Source organism: Thermobifida alba (genome assembly GCF_023208015.1).
Lineage (GTDB): Bacteria > Actinomycetota > Actinomycetes > Streptosporangiales > Streptosporangiaceae > Thermobifida > Thermobifida alba.
Map to the genome: position 1 here is coordinate 4,658,774 of NZ_CP051627.1, position 14,530 is coordinate 4,673,303.

The following is a 14,530-nucleotide window of genomic DNA, read 5'->3' on the forward strand; positions in this document are numbered from 1 at the left end:
TACCCGGCGGAAGAGGACCGCGGGTCCGCCGGCGGGACGCGGCGGACCGGGGACGAGAGGACGGCCGTGACCACACCCATGCCCGACCACCTGCTGCGCGTGGCCGAGGACGCCAAGGGCTTCATGCCGACGGACGAAGGGCTCGTCCTGTACGAGACCGCGCTGGCCCACGCCCACCTGGGGCCGGTGCTGGAGATCGGCACCTACTGCGGCAAGTCCACCGTGTTCCTGGGCGCGGCCGTCCGCCAGGTCGGCGGCGTCGTCGTCACCGTGGACCACCACCACGGCTCCGAGGAGCACCAGGTGGGCTGGGAGTACCACGACCCCTCCCTGGTGAACCCGACGACCGGACGACTGGACACCGTGGGCGCCTTCCGGGAGACCATGGCGGCCGCCGACCTGGAGGACCAGGTGATCGCGGTGGTGGGCCGCTCCGCCGAGGTGGCGCGCCTGTGGAACACCCCGCTGGGCATGCTCTTCATCGACGGCGGGCACACCGAGGAGGCCGCCCAGGCCGACTACGCCGGGTGGAGTCCGCACGTGCGCCCCGGAGGCGCCCTGGTCATCCACGACGTGTTCCCCGATCCGGCGGACGGCGGACGGCCGCCCTACAACATCTACCGGCGGGCGTTGGACTCCGGGGAGTTCGTCGAGGTACGGGCCCAGGGATCGCTACGGGTGCTGCATCGTCAACGCTGAGTAACAGCAGGATGGCCGCTCCGTCACCGAAGGCCGGTATCGTAAACGGCAGGGAGCAGGCGGCCCCCAGTAACGCCTGTCTCAAAACGACCTTTTCGTGAACCCATCGCCCCCGTCTGCGCGTCAAATCGTTAGCGCTTGCAAAGTGTGGGGAGCGACGATGCCAGGGGGCGACGAACTGAGCGAGAGCAGCAACGGCGACAACATTCCGCGCCCTGAGACCGAGGAAGCGACTGTCGCCGATTCTTCCGTGACAAGAGACGATGTGAACGGCAACGAGTCCGGTTCCGAGGACGACGCCGACCGTGTCGCCGAGGACGGAGACGCGACCGAGGACAAAGGCGAGCCCGAATGGTTCGCCTCGGACGGCGACTCCCCCTACCTTGAGGCCAGCGCCTTCAAGGACAGCGGCAGCTTCTTCCGGGACAGGGTGGCACGCAGCCTGGCCGAGGAGTACGGACTCGACTTCGACGAGAACGGAGGGAAGGGTACCGATCCCGTGAACGCCGACGGCGGGGACGAGCAGCGGTCCGACGACCAGGACGGACCGGCCGGGACCACGCCGCCGGCGGAGGACACCGACCAGGAGGCCGAGAGCTCCGGGTCGGTTGACGAGGAGGAGACTGAGCGGATCGGTTCGGGCTCCGGGTCGGTTGACGAGGAGGAGACTGAGCGGATCGGTTCGGGCTCCGGGTCGGTCGATGAGGAGGAGACTGAGCGGATCGGTTCGGGCTCCGGGTCGGTTGACGAGGAGGAGACTGAGCGGATCGGTTCGGGCTCCGGGTCGGTTGACGAGGAGGAGACTGAGCGGATCGGTTCGGGCTCCGGGTCGGTCGATGAGGAGGAGACTGAGCGGATCGGTTCGGGCTCCGGGTCGGTTGACGAGGAGGAGACTGAGCGGATCGGTTCGGGCTCCGGGTCGGTTGACGAGGAGGAGACTGAGCGGATCGGTTCGGGCTCCGGGTCGGTTGACGAGGAGGAGACTGAGCGGATCGGTTCGGGCTCCGGGTCGGTCGATGAGGAGGAGACTGAGCGGATCGGTTCGGGCTCCGGGTCGGTCGATGAGGAGGAGACTGAGCGGATCGGTTCGGGCTCCGGGTCGGTTGACGAGGAGGAGACTGAGCGGATCGGTTCGGGCTCCGGGTCGGTCGATGAGGAGGAGACTGAGCGGATCCAGCCGTCCGCACCGGCCGCCGGACAGTCCTCCGGCCTCGACGAGGCCACCATCCAGGTCCCGGCCGTGGGAGCGGCCCCGGAACAGCCCGCACCCCCCTCCGCACCGACCTCCGAGACCACCGCGGTCTTCAGCCACAACCCGGCCGACCCCGGTTCCCGACGGCGCCCCCTGCCCCCACGCTTCATGAAGTCGGCCGGGCGGACGGGCGACTCCGGACCCGCCACCCCGCCCCCGCCCACCACCACCGCGGCGGGCGGCGCCGGCCCTGACGGCAAAGGCAAGAACAAGAAGGGCAAACCCAAACGCAAGAAACCGCTGTGGTGGCGCATCACCCGTGTCGGGCTGATCGCGGCGGTGCTCCTCGTCGGCCTCGTGGCCGGCGGCTTCGCCTACGCCTACACGGCCTTCGAGGTCCCCGACGCCGCCCAGGCCGACGCCACCGCGCAGGGCTCCGTCTTCTACTACGCCGACGGCTCGGTCCTCACCGAACGCGGCGTCAACCGCAAGCCCGTCTCCCTCGACAGCGTTCCCGAACACGTCCAGAACGCCATCCTCTCCGCGGAGAACCGCGGCTTCTGGGACGAGCCGGGCGTCTCCCTCACCGGTACGGCGCGCGCGGTCTGGTCCACCGTCACCGGAAAGCAGGTCCAGGGCGGGTCCACCATCACCCAGCAGTTCGTGCGCAACTACTACGAGGGACTCAGCCAGGAGCAGACCATCGAGCGCAAGCTCAAGGAGATCATCATCGCGCTCAAGGTCGACCGCTCCCAGCCCAAGGAGTGGATCCTGGAGCAGTACCTCAACACCATCTACTTCGGGCGCAACGCCTACGGTATCCAGGCCGCAGCCGAGGCCTACTACGACAAGAACGTCGGCGACCTCACCCCCGACGAGGCGGCGTTCCTGGCCGCGGCCATCCAGCAGCCCACCAAGTTCGGGTTCGCCGACAGCGACACCACGCCCGAGATGGAGAACCGCTGGGAGTACGTGGTCAACGGCCTGGTGGACATGGGGTCCATCACCGAGGCCGAGGCCGCGGAGTACGAGTTCCCCAAGCCGCTGCCGGAACGGCCCCAGGACAACATCGACCTGAGCGGCTACAAGGGCTACATGTTCCAGCAGGCCATGAAGGAGCTGGAGGAGCTCGGCTACAGCGAGGACAACATCAACCGGGGCGGCTACGAGATCCACACCACCTTCGACCCGGACCTGATGGAGGCGGCCTACGAGGCCGTGCAGGAGACCGTGCCCGTCGACGACCTGCCGGAGGGGGTGCGGGTCGGACTCAGCGTGGTCGACCCGTCCACCGGAGGAGTGGTGGCCTTCTACGGGGGCCAGGACTACTTCGAGAACCAGTACGACAGCGCGTTCCTGGGCACCGCGCAGGCGGGGTCGGCGATGAAGCCGTACGTGCTGGCCGCCGCCCTCAAGGACGGGCTGGGGCTGTACACCGTGGTGAACGGCAACGGGCCGCGGTACATCAACGGCACCATGATCCAGAACGCGGGCAACGCCCCCGGTGGCGCGATGAACCTCATCCAGGCCACCACCGTCTCCAACAACCTCGGCTACATCGACCTGGCCGAGCGGGTCGGACTGGAGAAGGTCGCCGAGACCGCCTACGACATGGGGCTGCCCGAGGGCAGCATCGACCTGGTGCCGGTGCTGCCGCTGGGCGCCAACAGCGTGAGCCCCACCGACCAGGCGGGCGGCTACGCCACCTTCGCCAACGGCGGCGAGCACATCGAGACGCACGTCGTCTCCTCCATCATCAACAAGGAAGGGGAGGAGGAGCGCCCCGAACCGGAACGCAAGCGGGTGCTCACCGAGGAGCAGGCGGCCGACGCCACCTATGCGATGCGCCAGGTGATCAACTCGGGTACCGGCACCGCGGCCGGTATCGGACGCCCCGCGGCGGGCAAGACCGGGACCACCAACGGCAGCGTCGCCGCCTGGTTCGTCGGCTACACGCCGCAGCTGTCCGCGGCGGTGGGCATCTACAGCGGCGACAACGAGAGGTTCTCCGTGCCCGGCTGGGGCACCCTGTCCGGCGGCACCCTCCCGGCGACGGTGTGGCGCACCTTCATGCAGAAGGCACTGGAGGGCGAACCCGTCAAGGACTTCCCCTCGCCGACGTTCGGCGGATCATCGCCGAACTGGGCGCCGGCGCCCGAACCGGAGGAAACCACGACGGACGAGAGCACCTCCGAGGAGTCGGCTCCGGAGAACGGGCAGCCCGCGGTCCCCGCACCCGAGGTGCCCCAGCCCGTGGTTCCCGAGCCCGTGGTCCCCGAGCCCGTGGTCCCCGAGCCCGAGGTGCCCCAGCCCGGCATCCCGCCCCCCGGAGACCCCGGAAGCGGAACGACCGAGGGGTGGTCGCCGACAGGCTGACAGGGGTGCGGGCCGCCTCCCGGGAGGGGAGGCGGCCCGCACCCTGTTGCACGGTCCCGGCACCGGAGCCGGCCGGTCACCTGACCGGAAGCGCCACCGGCCGGTCGCAGCAGCCCTCGGCGCTCTGCTCCGCCGCACCGGGGACAGCGGTGAAGACCCGGGCTCCGGGAGTGGCCCCGCACAGCGCGTCGACGGCCAGGATCATCGCGGCGGTGGTCCAGGTGCTGCGTTCCACCGGCCAACGCACGTCGTGGACGAACTGGTAACCCGTCCAGTAGGCGCCGTCGTCGGGGTCGCGCAGGTGCTGGACCGAGTCGAGCAGTTCGGCCCCCCGGTCGTACTCGCCGACCGCGGCCAGCGCGAGCACCAGCTCCGAGGTCTCGGCCCCGGTGACCCACGGCTGGTCGCTGACGCAGCGGATGCCCAGACCGGGCACCACGAAGGTGTCCCAACGCTCCGCGAGGCGCTCCTCGGCCCGCTCGCCGCGCATCGCGCCGCCCAGGATCGGGTAGTACCAGTCCATCGAGTAGCGGCTGCGGTCGGCGAAGACCGTCTCGTGGTCGCAGATCAGGTGCGCCAGGCGCGCGGCGGCCAACTCCCAGTCCGGCTGGGGGCGGTCCAGGTACTCGGCGAGCGCGACGGCGCAGCGCAGCGAGTGGTGGATGCTCGCGCACACCGTGAGCAGTGCGTGGTCGCCCGGACGGCCGTCGGTGTCGCGTGCCCAGAGGATCTCTCCCCGCTCGGTGCGCAGGCCCAGCACGAAACCGATCCCGGCGCGCACGGTGGGCCACAGCCGCTCCGCGACCGCGTCGTCACCGCTGACCAGCAGGTGGTGCCAGACGCCGACAGCGACGTAGGCGGCGTGGTTGGCCTCCCGGAGGGGATCGACGACCCTGCCCTGGCGCAGTTTCGCGGGCCAGGAGCCGTCCGGGTTCTGCACCGTCGTCAACCAGTCGTAGGCGCGCACGGCCGCCGCGTGGTGGCCGACCGTGGACAGCGCCATGGCGCACTCGACGTGGTCCCACACGTCCAGGTGGCCGCCGGGGAACCACGGGATCGCCCCGGAGGGCTCCTGGGTGTTGAGCAGGTAGTCGGCGCTGCGCACGAGGTCGTCGGCCCGCAGGACGCCGGGCAGTTCCGGAAGGTCGTGCGCGCTCATCCGGTGTCCCCGCCGTGCCGTGGTTTGCGGAGGTAGACGACGACGCTCTTGCCGATCAGCGGGTTGAGCGCGCGTTCGGTGAGGCGGGTGAGGCGGGGGGCCTTGAGCATGTCCCAGACCAGGAGGTCGTGGTAGGCGCGCACCAGCGGGTGGGAGTCGTTGTCGGTGCCCACCGCGCACTTGAGCCACCAGTAGGGCGAGTGCAGGGCGTGCGCGTGGTGGTGCGGGCCGATCTCGAACCCGGTGGCCTTGAGCTTGGCCTCCAGTTCGGCCCGGGTGTAGATGCGGATGTGGCCGCCCTCGACGGTGTGGTACTCCTCCGACAGCGCCCAGCAGACACGTTCGGGCAGCCAGCTCGGCACGGTGACGACGGCGATGCCGCCCGGGCGGAGCACACGGTACATCTCGGCCATGGCGGCGGTGTCGTGCGGGATGTGCTCCATGATCTCGGCCGCGATGACCCGGTCGAAGGAGTTGTCGTCGAAGGGCATGGCCAGCGCGTCGCCCTTGACGGTCTCGGCCGCGGCCTCGGCGGGGGCCTCCCCCTCGGCGCGCATGGCGGCGAACATGGCGGAGACCTCGGCCAGGTCGTTCTCGTTCTGGTCGAAGGCCACCACGTCGGCTCCTCGGCGGTAGACCTCGAACGCGTGCCGGCCGCCACCGCAGCCCAGGTCCAACACCCGCTTGCCGGGACCGACGGGGAACAGAGTGAAGTCAACGGTGATCAGAGGACGCTCCTTCTGGTCGTACCTGCGGTGTCACGTGTGCGGAGAACACGCGTTCACGGTGGGGTCACGGGAAACTACGAGGCCCGGGCGGAGCGGTCCGTCCGGGTGTGTCGGGCGGCCTCGATGGCGGAGACGTAGTGGCGGGCGGTCGCCTCGGCCACCGCCCGCCACGTGAAGCGTTCCTGGACGCGCCGCCAGGCGGCCTCGCTCATCCGGGCGCGTTCGGCGTCGTTGTCCAGCAGTTCGGCCACCGCTGCGGAGAGCGCCTCGGCGTCGCCGGGAGGCACCAGGCGTCCGGCGCCGTCCTCACCGACCACTTCGGGCAGGGCGCCCGCCCGGCTGGCCACGAGCGGGGTCCCGGTGGCCATGGCCTCCACGGCGGGCAGGGAGAAGCCCTCGTACAGCGAGGGGATCACCGCGATCTGGGCACTGGACAGCAGGCAGGCCAGCTCGGTGTCGTCGATGCCGTTGACGAAGGTGACGCGGTCCCGCAGCGACAGTTCGTCGACGAGCTGCTCGGTGGGGCCTCCCGGCTGGGGCCTGCTGACGACGGTCAGTTCGACGTCGCGTTCGGTGGCGAGTTTGGCGACGGCCCGCAGCAGCGTCGCGACCCCCTTGAGCGGACTGTCGGCGCTGGCCACGCAGACGATCCGGCCGGGGACACGGGAGACGTCGGGACGGGGGTGGAAGAACCTGGTGTCCACGCCGAGCGGGACCACGTCGATGACGGAGGGGCGCACCCGGAACTCGCGGGCGACGTCCTCGGCGGAGGAGCGCGAGGGAACCAGGATGGACCGCAGCCGACGGGCCACCCGGCCCTGCATGTTCACGAAGCTGTACCAGCGGCGTTTGGACAGGCGCTGCCAGCCGGTGGCGGACTCCAGTTCGATGCGGCGGTCCACGGTGATGGGGTGGTGGATGGTGGTGACGAGGGGGAGGGCCGCCTGGACGCCGAGCAGGCCGTAGCCGAGGGTCTGGTTGTCGTGCACCACGTCGAACTCGTCACGGCGGGCCCGTAGTTCGCGCAGGGCCCGCAGGGAGAAGGTGAGCGGTTCGGGGAAGCCCGCGGTCCACATGGTGGTGACTTCGAGCGCGTCGATCCAGTCCCGCCACTGGCGCATCGGCGGGGCCTGGAACGGGTGGGCGTCGTTGTACAGGTCCAGGCTGGCGATCCGGTCCAGTGCGACGCCGTCGTCGAGAACGGGGTAGGGCTGGCCGGACAGCACCCGCACCTGGTGTCCGAGCGCGGCGAGTTCTCGGGAGAGGTGTCGGACGTAGACACCCTGGCCGCCACAGTGCGGCTTGCTTCGGTAGGAGAGCAGGGCAATGCGCAGAGGACGGTCAAGAGGCATGTGGCAGACAACCCATCACAGGCGAGGAGCCGCGGGCCGACCCGTTGGCGTCGGGCGGGGTCCCGCACGCTCACGATGGCGGCGGAGTCACTCGGGGCGGTGGGGACGTCGGGCGGTGTCCATGACGCGACGTGTTGGCTGCCCCCCGTTCCGACACTGTCGACAAGCCACCTGTCCGTCACCCGCCTCGCATATTACCCACCAGTTCGCTCCCGGGCTCTTCCCGGGGGTACCGGACGGCCGGGGGCGGAGGCTACCTCCGTTACCCTCCGGTCGCTCACCGAAAACATCGGCTCGGGGGAGGCCCGGGCCGCGGGGCAGCGGTCCGGAAGACGGCCGGGCGGCCCCGAGCCGGAGCTCGGGGCCGCCCGCCGGAAGTGGAGCGGTCAGCGCCTGCCGCTCAGACCCAGCAGCCCCAGCACCCCTTCCAGCAGCGAGACCACCCCGCTGCCCGGCCGGCGCGGGGACTCCTCCGGGGCGGGGGCGGGAGCCGGTTCGGGCTGGGACACCGGCTCCTCCCGGGGTTCGGACACCGGCTCCTGCGGGGCGGCCGGTGCGGGAGGGGGCGCGGGAGGAGCCGCGGGCTCGGCTCCCCCGGTCGAGGGGGCGGAGCCGCCGGACTCCGCACCGCCGCCCGTGCTGCTGCCCGCACCGCCGCTTGCACCGCCACCCGTCCCGCTGTCTGTCCCGCCGCCCGTTCCGCCGTCCGCTCCGCCGGGCTGTGCCGGCTCGGGTTCGGCGGCGGGCTCGGGCTCCACCGCGGGCGGGGGCTCGAACGCCGGCTCGGAGACCTCGACGGGGGGCGCACCGCCGGAGTCGGGTTCGGTGCTCTGGGGCGCGTGCTCGGACATGGGACTGGCGGTCACCCCGTCGACGGGCGGCAGCGCCCCCGCGAGGGTGTCGTCGGAGCTGTTCAGGAAGGCGCCGAGCCCCCACAGGGTGAACGCGACCAGTGCGGTGACCAGCCCGGCCGTGGCCGGAAGCAGCCATCCGGACAGGCGCTGGGGCTCCTCGGAGGCCTGAGCGGCGGCGGGGGCGGACAGCGGTTCGGCGTCCGCGTCGAGCGAGGAGGCGGGGGCCGTGTGCTCCTCCGGGGCCGCCGCCGCCTCCGGACCGTCGGGACCGGCCGTGCCGGGGTCGGTCCCGCGGACCCGCTGGAGGGGGAAGCCGTTGGCGCCCAGGGGGCGGACCAGGGCGGCCGCCGCCTGGCGCCGGGGGGCCGCCTCGGAGGCGGAGCAGTCGGCGACGACCTGCTCGCGGAGGTGCCGCGGCGGCCCGGGCAGCGCGACCGAGTTCAGGGCCAGCGGGACGTCCGCGATGATCCACCGGGCCCCGGAGCCGTCCTCGGCCTGGTTCTTCTCGGTGACCAGGTCCGCGACCCGCTGGGCGGCGGACCGGCACAGGTCGCTCACGGTCTCCGGGTCCAGGCCCAGCACGACGGCGGTCTGGGTGTGCGACAGGCTGTGCCGCAGGGACAGCTCCAGCAGTTCCCGCTGGCTGGGCGGGAGCGTGCCCAGCACCTCGACGAAGGGCTGCTCCTCCTCGTGGACGGAGAGCAGGGCGTACGGGGAGTCCGGGGTGAGTCCGCGCCGTTCGCACGCGGCCCTGGCCAGCGCGAAGAGCCAGGAGCGGAACAGGTCGAGGTCCTGGAGCTGGGGAAGCAGCTCGACCGCGGCCAGGAAGGTCTCGTGCACGGCCGCCGCTACGGCGTCCTCCTCCTGCTCGCTCCGCGGTCCGAGCAGGGTCCAGCAGTAGCGGTAGAGCGAGGCGGCGAACGCGTCGTAGCACCGCTCGTACCCCTGCCCCTCCCGCAGGAGCGTCGCGAACGCGTGGTCCTCGCTCACCCGCTGTCGGTCCGGTCTCTGCGACGCAGTCAAAGCCCCTCCGCTCGCATCGCTTCCTCGGTCGCTTTCCGGTCTGTCCCTAATCGAGGGAAAAGCCGGGGTTCTTTGAGACGGTAGCGACCAGGGCGGGGCTTGTCTCTGCTTTTCGGAATATTTGTCTAAAAAGCAAGGGGTGTCGTGGTTTCTCCGGCGTCGCGGCGGGGCCGGTCACCCGTGCCGGCCCCGCCGCGACGGGGGTCACTCGCCGCCGCGCGAGGGCGAGCCGATGGCGATCATGCGCTCCACCGACGTGCGGGCCCGGGCCGCCACGTCCTCGGGCACCGTGATCTCGGTGGTGCCGTCGCGCAGGGACGACAGCAGCTTCTCGGCGGTGATCATCTTCATGTAGTGGCACTCCGCCCGGGAGTTCACCGGTTCGAAGACGGTCGTGGGGTTGGCCGCGCGCAGCTGGTGCAGCATGCCGGTCTCGGTGGCGATGAGGACCTTGCGCGCGTCGGTCTTCTCCGCGGCGCTGAGCATGCCGCCGGTGGACAGCACCTTGACCCGCTCCTGGGGCACCGCGCCGGAGGCGGCCAGGTACAGCGCCGACGTGGCGCAGCCGCACTCGGGGTGCACGTACAGCTCGGCGTCGGGTTCGGCCTCGACCCGCTCCCGCAGGGTGTGGCCGTCGATCCCGGCGTGCACGTGGCACTCGCCCATCCACACGTGGATGTTGTCGCGGCCGGTGACCCGCTTGACGTGCGCCCCCAGGAACTGGTCGGGCAGGAACAGGATCTCCCGGTCCTCGGGGATCGAGCGGATGACGTCGGCCGCGTTGGAGGAGGTGCAGCAGATGTCGGTCTCGGCCTTGACCGCGGCGGTGGTGTTGACGTAGGCGACCACGACCGCGTCGGGGTGTTCGGCACGCCAGGCGCGCACGTCCTCGGCGGTGATCGTGTCGGCCAGGGAGCAGCCGGCCTCGGGCTCGGGCAGCAGGACCGTCTTCTCCGGGGAGAGCAGTTTGGCCGTCTCCGCCATGAAGTGCACGCCGCAGAAGACGATGGTGCTCGCCTCGACGCTGGCCGCCAGGCGGGACAGGGCCAGGGAGTCGCCGGTGTGGTCCGCGATGTCCTGGATCTCGGGGCGCTGGTAGTTGTGCGCGAGGATGACCGCGTCGCGTTCCCTGGCCAGGCGGCGGACCTCCTCGGCCCACTCCTGTCGGGTCATGGTGTCCGCGGGGGCGGTGACCGTTGCCATGTCGGTGCTTCTTCCTTCAGATGGACCGGGCGCCCGCCCGGTGGGGCGGGCTGTCGGGTGCCGGTGGGCCGGATGGTTTTTGTCTCATAGGCAAAAACTCGGGGAAGCTTAACATGATTCCCAGTGGACGGAAGGAACCGGGGGTGGATATTGGACGGGGTCGGAGGAAGTCTCGTGAGACCCGCCCAGGCGCATCCGACCGGGGGCGACCCCGGGAGCGCCCACGAGGTGCTGGCCGTGGTCTTCCAGATCCGCCACGACCGCCTGTGCGTGCTGGTCTGGCGGCGCGGCCGCCCTCCGTGCGAGGGGCTGTGGGCGCTGCCCGGCGGACGGCTCGGCACCACCGAGGGGCTGGGCGAGTCGATCCGCCGCCAGCTCGCCCAGAAGGTCGACGTGCGGGAACTCGCCCACCTGGAGCAGTTGGAGACCTGGGGCGACCCCGACCGCGCCCCCTTCGGCCGCGTCCTGGCCACCGCCTACCTCGGCCTGGTGCCCGCGGGGATCGACCCGCTCGTCCCCGACGACACCGAGTGGTGGCCGGTCTCGGAACTGCCGCCCATGGCGTTCGACCACGCGGTCATGGTCGGCGCGGCCAGACGGAGGCTGCGCGCCAAACTCTCCTACACCAACATCGGGTTCGCGCTCGCTCCGCCCGAGTTCACCATGTCCCAGCTCGCCCGCTACTACCGCGCCGCCCTGGGCCACGACGTCGCGGCCACCAACCTGCGCCGGGTACTGCTGCGCCGGGGGCAGATCGAGGAGACCGGCCAAAGCGTGCCCTCGGGACGCTCCGGCGGCCGTCCCGCGGCGCTCTTCCGGTTCCGCACCCGCAAACTGGAGATCACCGACGCCTTCGCGGTGCTGCGCCCGCCGAGCTGACCGCCTCCCGCACAGGCGGACCACCTGGGAAGGCGTTGTGTTAGCGTCCTTTTTGTGATGATTCGCAGCGTGGTCTTCGACGTCGGTGAGACCCTGATCGACGAAACCCGGATCTTCGGCCGCTGGGCCGACCGCCTCGGGGTCCCCCACCTCACCTTCTTCGGCACCCTGGGCGGGGTACTCGCCGAGGGGCGCCCGATGCTCGACGCCTTCCGGCTGGTCAAGCCCGGTTTCGACCTGGACGCCGAGATCACCGCGTGGCAGCGGGACGAACCCCACTCGCTGCGGGAGAACTTCGACGCGGACGACCTCTACCCCGACGTCCGTCCGACCCTGGAGCGGCTGCGCGCCCAGGGCCTGCGCGTGCTCGTCGCGGGCAACCAGCCCGCCCAGGCGGAGGACGCGCTGCGCGCCATGGACCTTCCGGTCGAGGAGATCCACGTCTCGGCCGCGTGGGGCGTGGCCAAACCCGAACGGGCGTTCTTCACCCGGGTGATCGAGGAGGCCGGACACGCCGCCGAGGAGATCCTCTACGTGGGCGACCGCGTCGACAACGACGTCATCCCGGCCCGCGCCGCCGGCCTGCGCACCGCCCTGCTCCGCCGCGGCCCCTGGGGCTACCTGCACGCCGAGCGCCCCGAGGCCGCCCAGGCCGACGTGATCGTGTCCAGCCTGGCCGAACTCGCGGACTGGCTGGCGGCGAACGTCCGGTGAACCCGCCCCCGGCACCCCCCGCCCTCCCGGGAGGCCGCGCCTGCGCGCCCACCGGCGGCGCGGTCCGAGCCCGGTCGGGCGGCGCTCAGCCCAGCGTCCGGTAGCGGCGGCCGTAGCGGACCAGCGGACCGTCGGCCTCCCCGGTCACCCGGGGCAGGGCCACCACGGAGGCGAGGTAGACGGTGTGGTCGCCCGCGACGATGCGCTGCGCCACCTCGCACTCGCACGCGGCGGCCGCGGCGGACAGCACCAGCGCGCCGGTCCGCTCCCCCCGGTGGTGCGGCTCCGACGCCAGCAGCAGCCGCGCGCTGGGACGGCCCGCGGCGGCGAACCGGCCCGCGATGGCCTTCTGGCGGGCGCTGAGCACGTTCACCGCGAACCGCCCCTGCCGGTCGATCACCTCGGCCAGGTAACTGGTCGAGGTGACGCTCACCATGACGATCGGCGGATCCGCCGAGATCGACGCGAACGCGTTGATCGTGCTGCCGATGTCGTCGCGGCCCTCGGCGATGGTCACCACGGTCACCCCGGTGGCGAAACGGGCCAGGGTCTCGGTGAACTCCGCGCTCGTGATCACCGGATCTCCCACGTCCCCGGCATCACCAGCGGACCCGCCGCGGGCAGCCCCAGCCGGGCCGACAGGTCGGCCAGCGGACCCCACGCGCTCAGCCGCAGCCGTGCCTGCGCCGCCCTGTCCTCGCTCGACTCGGCCGGAACCAGCCGCTCCAGCGGCCCCAGCCGCGGGAAGTGCCGCACCGGGGCGAACGGCGGCAGACCGGCCCGGTCGCGGGCCAGCCGCACCGCGGTCTCCAGTCCGCCCACCTCGTCCACCAGGCCCTTGGCCAGCGCGTCCTGGCCGGTCCACACCCGGCCCCGGGCCACCTCGTGCACCTGCTCGCGGGTCATCCCCCGCCCCTCGGCGACCCGGCCGACGAAGTCGTCGTAGATGTGGTCGAGCATCGTGTTGACGCGCTCCCACTCGGTGTCGCTGAACGGGCGGTTGCTGCTGAACATGCCCGCGTGGCGGCCGCCGTCGACGGCGTCGCTGGCGATCCCCAGCCGGTCGAGCAGGCCCGACAGCACCGCCTTGCCCACGAACACGCCGATCGAACCGGTGATCGTGCCCGGCTGCGCCACGATCACGTCGGCGCCCGCGGCGACGAAGTAGCCGCCCGAGCCGGCGACCTCGCCCATCGACACCACGACCGGGGTGCCCGCCCGGCTGGTCAGCACCACCTCGCGCCAGATCACGTCGGAGGCGGTGTAGGAGCCGCCGGGGCTGTTCACCCGGAACACCACCGCGCGCACGTGCGGGTCCCGGCGGGCCGCGCGGAACGCCGCCGCCACGGTCTCCGAGCCCATCGCCGCGCCCCCGCCCAGCGGCGAGCGGCGGCTGTGCCCGGGCACGATCTGCCCCACCCCGGAGATCAGCGCCACGTAGCCGCCGCGGTGCGCGGCCGGGACCCGGTCGGCCAGGGAGCGGGTCCGCTGGTAGCGGGAGACGTACTGCAGGTGGGCGGGGGCGCCGGGGGCGGAGCAGCGGTCCAGCAGCTCCGTGTAGATCTCGTCGCGGTAGGCGATCCGGTCGACCAGACGGCTCTCCAGGGCCTCGGCGGCCAGGAACGGGCCCCGGTCGATGAGCGCGCGCACCGTGTCCTCGGTCAGGTCGCGGCCGGCGCTGATGCCCGCCACGAGCTGTTCGGTGAAGGACTCGACGATCCGGCCGCTGGCCTCCCGGTGCGGTTCGGTGAAGCCGCGCTCGGTGAACACGTTGACGGCGGTCTTGTACTCGTGCCGCGCCCCGGCCTGGTACTCGACGCCGAGCTTCTCCACGGCCTCGCCGAAGAAGGTGTTCTCCGCGCTCACCCCGGTGAGCCCCACCGACCCCGAGGGCAGCAGCACGATCTCCTCGAACGCCGTGGCCAGGTAGTAGGGCAGGGAGCCGGGGCCGAACTCCCCGAACGACTCGCTCCACGCCACCGTGGCCTTGCCGGCGCGGCGGAACACGGCGACGGCCTGCCGCAGTTCCTGCACCTTGGCCATGCCGATCGGGTGGGAGCCGATCTTGACGACCAGCGCCCGGACCCGGGGGTCGCGGGCGCCGCGCCGGATGCCCTCGACGACGTCGAACAGCCGCTGCCGCCGCATCGCCATGAGCTGGCCGAGCGGATCACCGGGCGGTTCGTCGGTGATTCCCTCGGTCAGGTCCAGTTCGAGGACCAGCGGGGCACTGCGCCGCCGCCGGATCGCGGTCACGGGGTCGAACAGCTTCGCGACATCCACCATGGTCCTCAGCCTAGACGAGCGGTTCCTCCCGAGATCTCCGGAACGGGACCGGGCTTGGGCGGCGC

At 71.9% G+C, this 14,530-nt stretch carries 11 protein-coding genes; 4 read left to right on the forward strand and 7 right to left on the reverse strand.

Annotated features, from left to right (window positions below; genetic code table 11):
- The first annotated feature begins 66 nt into the window (after window positions 1–66).
- Both FOF52_RS20885 and FOF52_RS20890 read left to right on the forward strand, forming a co-directional pair.
- Window positions 67–699, forward strand: coding sequence for a class I SAM-dependent methyltransferase (locus tag FOF52_RS20885; RefSeq protein ID WP_248591589.1), 633 nt, complete (start codon window positions 67–69; stop codon window positions 697–699).
- A 160-nt stretch (window positions 700–859) separates the two neighbouring features.
- On the forward strand, window positions 860–4,267 hold the full coding sequence (locus FOF52_RS20890; RefSeq protein WP_425265508.1) for a transglycosylase domain-containing protein: 3,408 nt from the start codon (window positions 860–862) through the stop codon (window positions 4,265–4,267).
- Between the two features lie 76 nt (window positions 4,268–4,343).
- Here the strand turns inward: FOF52_RS20890 and FOF52_RS20895 are convergent, their stop codons facing one another.
- The 5 genes from FOF52_RS20895 to nadA form a co-directional block, all read right to left on the reverse strand.
- Entirely contained in the window at window positions 4,344–5,426 is a 1,083-nt protein-coding gene (locus tag FOF52_RS20895; protein ID WP_248591591.1) for a prenyltransferase/squalene oxidase repeat-containing protein, read from the reverse strand.
- Window positions 5,423–6,154 carry a class I SAM-dependent methyltransferase gene (locus FOF52_RS20900; protein WP_248593963.1) on the reverse strand — a complete coding sequence of 244 codons (732 nt, stop codon included), beginning with the start codon at window positions 6,152–6,154 and terminating at the stop codon, window positions 5,423–5,425. The genes FOF52_RS20895 and FOF52_RS20900 overlap by 4 nt, the downstream gene beginning before the upstream one ends.
- Before the next feature lie 74 nt (window positions 6,155–6,228).
- The gene (locus FOF52_RS20905) at window positions 6,229–7,506 is read right to left on the reverse strand and encodes a glycosyltransferase family 4 protein (RefSeq protein WP_248591592.1); all 1,278 of its coding nucleotides are present in this window, start codon (window positions 7,504–7,506) and stop codon (window positions 6,229–6,231) included.
- A 386-nt stretch (window positions 7,507–7,892) separates the two neighbouring features.
- Complete coding sequence (locus FOF52_RS20910) at window positions 7,893–9,350, reverse strand: RNA polymerase sigma factor (RefSeq protein WP_248591593.1); 1,458 nt, start codon at window positions 9,348–9,350, stop codon at window positions 7,893–7,895.
- Between the two features lie 237 nt (window positions 9,351–9,587).
- Complete coding sequence (gene nadA / locus FOF52_RS20915; protein WP_248591594.1) at window positions 9,588–10,586, reverse strand: quinolinate synthase NadA; 999 nt, start codon at window positions 10,584–10,586, stop codon at window positions 9,588–9,590.
- Between the two features lie 174 nt (window positions 10,587–10,760).
- On the opposite strand from nadA, the gene FOF52_RS20920 reads away from it, so the two are divergent.
- Window positions 10,761–11,465: an NUDIX hydrolase gene (locus tag FOF52_RS20920; RefSeq protein WP_282573782.1), complete on the forward strand. Its 705-nt coding sequence runs from the start codon at window positions 10,761–10,763 to the stop codon at window positions 11,463–11,465.
- Between the two features lie 57 nt (window positions 11,466–11,522).
- Window positions 11,523–12,179: an HAD family hydrolase gene (locus FOF52_RS20925; protein WP_248593965.1), complete on the forward strand. Its 657-nt coding sequence runs from the start codon at window positions 11,523–11,525 to the stop codon at window positions 12,177–12,179.
- Between the two features lie 85 nt (window positions 12,180–12,264).
- Here FOF52_RS20925 and FOF52_RS20930 read toward each other — a convergent pair whose 3' ends face one another.
- Together FOF52_RS20930 and sppA are read right to left on the reverse strand one after the other, a co-directional pair.
- Window positions 12,265–12,756 (reverse strand): flavin reductase family protein, encoded by a 492-nt coding sequence (locus tag FOF52_RS20930; protein WP_248591595.1) that lies wholly within the window; start codon window positions 12,754–12,756, stop codon window positions 12,265–12,267.
- On the reverse strand, window positions 12,753–14,465 hold the full coding sequence (gene sppA / locus FOF52_RS20935; protein WP_248591596.1) for a signal peptide peptidase SppA: 1,713 nt from the start codon (window positions 14,463–14,465) through the stop codon (window positions 12,753–12,755). Before sppA ends, FOF52_RS20930 begins: the two co-directional genes overlap by 4 nt.
- Window positions 14,466–14,530 lie beyond the last annotated feature (65 nt).

What these genes read in the sequence shown, in the direction of transcription:
- nadA (WP_248591594.1), bottom strand. Translation starts at nt 10,586, where the DNA reads ATGGCAACGGTCACCGCCCCCGCGGACACCATGACCCGACAGGAGTGG.
- sppA (WP_248591596.1), bottom strand. Translation starts at nt 14,465, where the DNA reads ATGGTGGATGTCGCGAAGCTGTTCGACCCCGTGACCGCGATCCGGCGG.
- FOF52_RS20890 (WP_425265508.1), top strand. Translation starts at nt 860, where the DNA reads ATGCCAGGGGGCGACGAACTGAGCGAGAGCAGCAACGGCGACAACATT.
- FOF52_RS20895 (WP_248591591.1), bottom strand. Translation starts at nt 5,426, where the DNA reads ATGAGCGCGCACGACCTTCCGGAACTGCCCGGCGTCCTGCGGGCCGAC.
- FOF52_RS20905 (WP_248591592.1), bottom strand. Translation starts at nt 7,506, where the DNA reads ATGCCTCTTGACCGTCCTCTGCGCATTGCCCTGCTCTCCTACCGAAGC.
- FOF52_RS20925 (WP_248593965.1), top strand. Translation starts at nt 11,523, where the DNA reads ATGATTCGCAGCGTGGTCTTCGACGTCGGTGAGACCCTGATCGACGAA.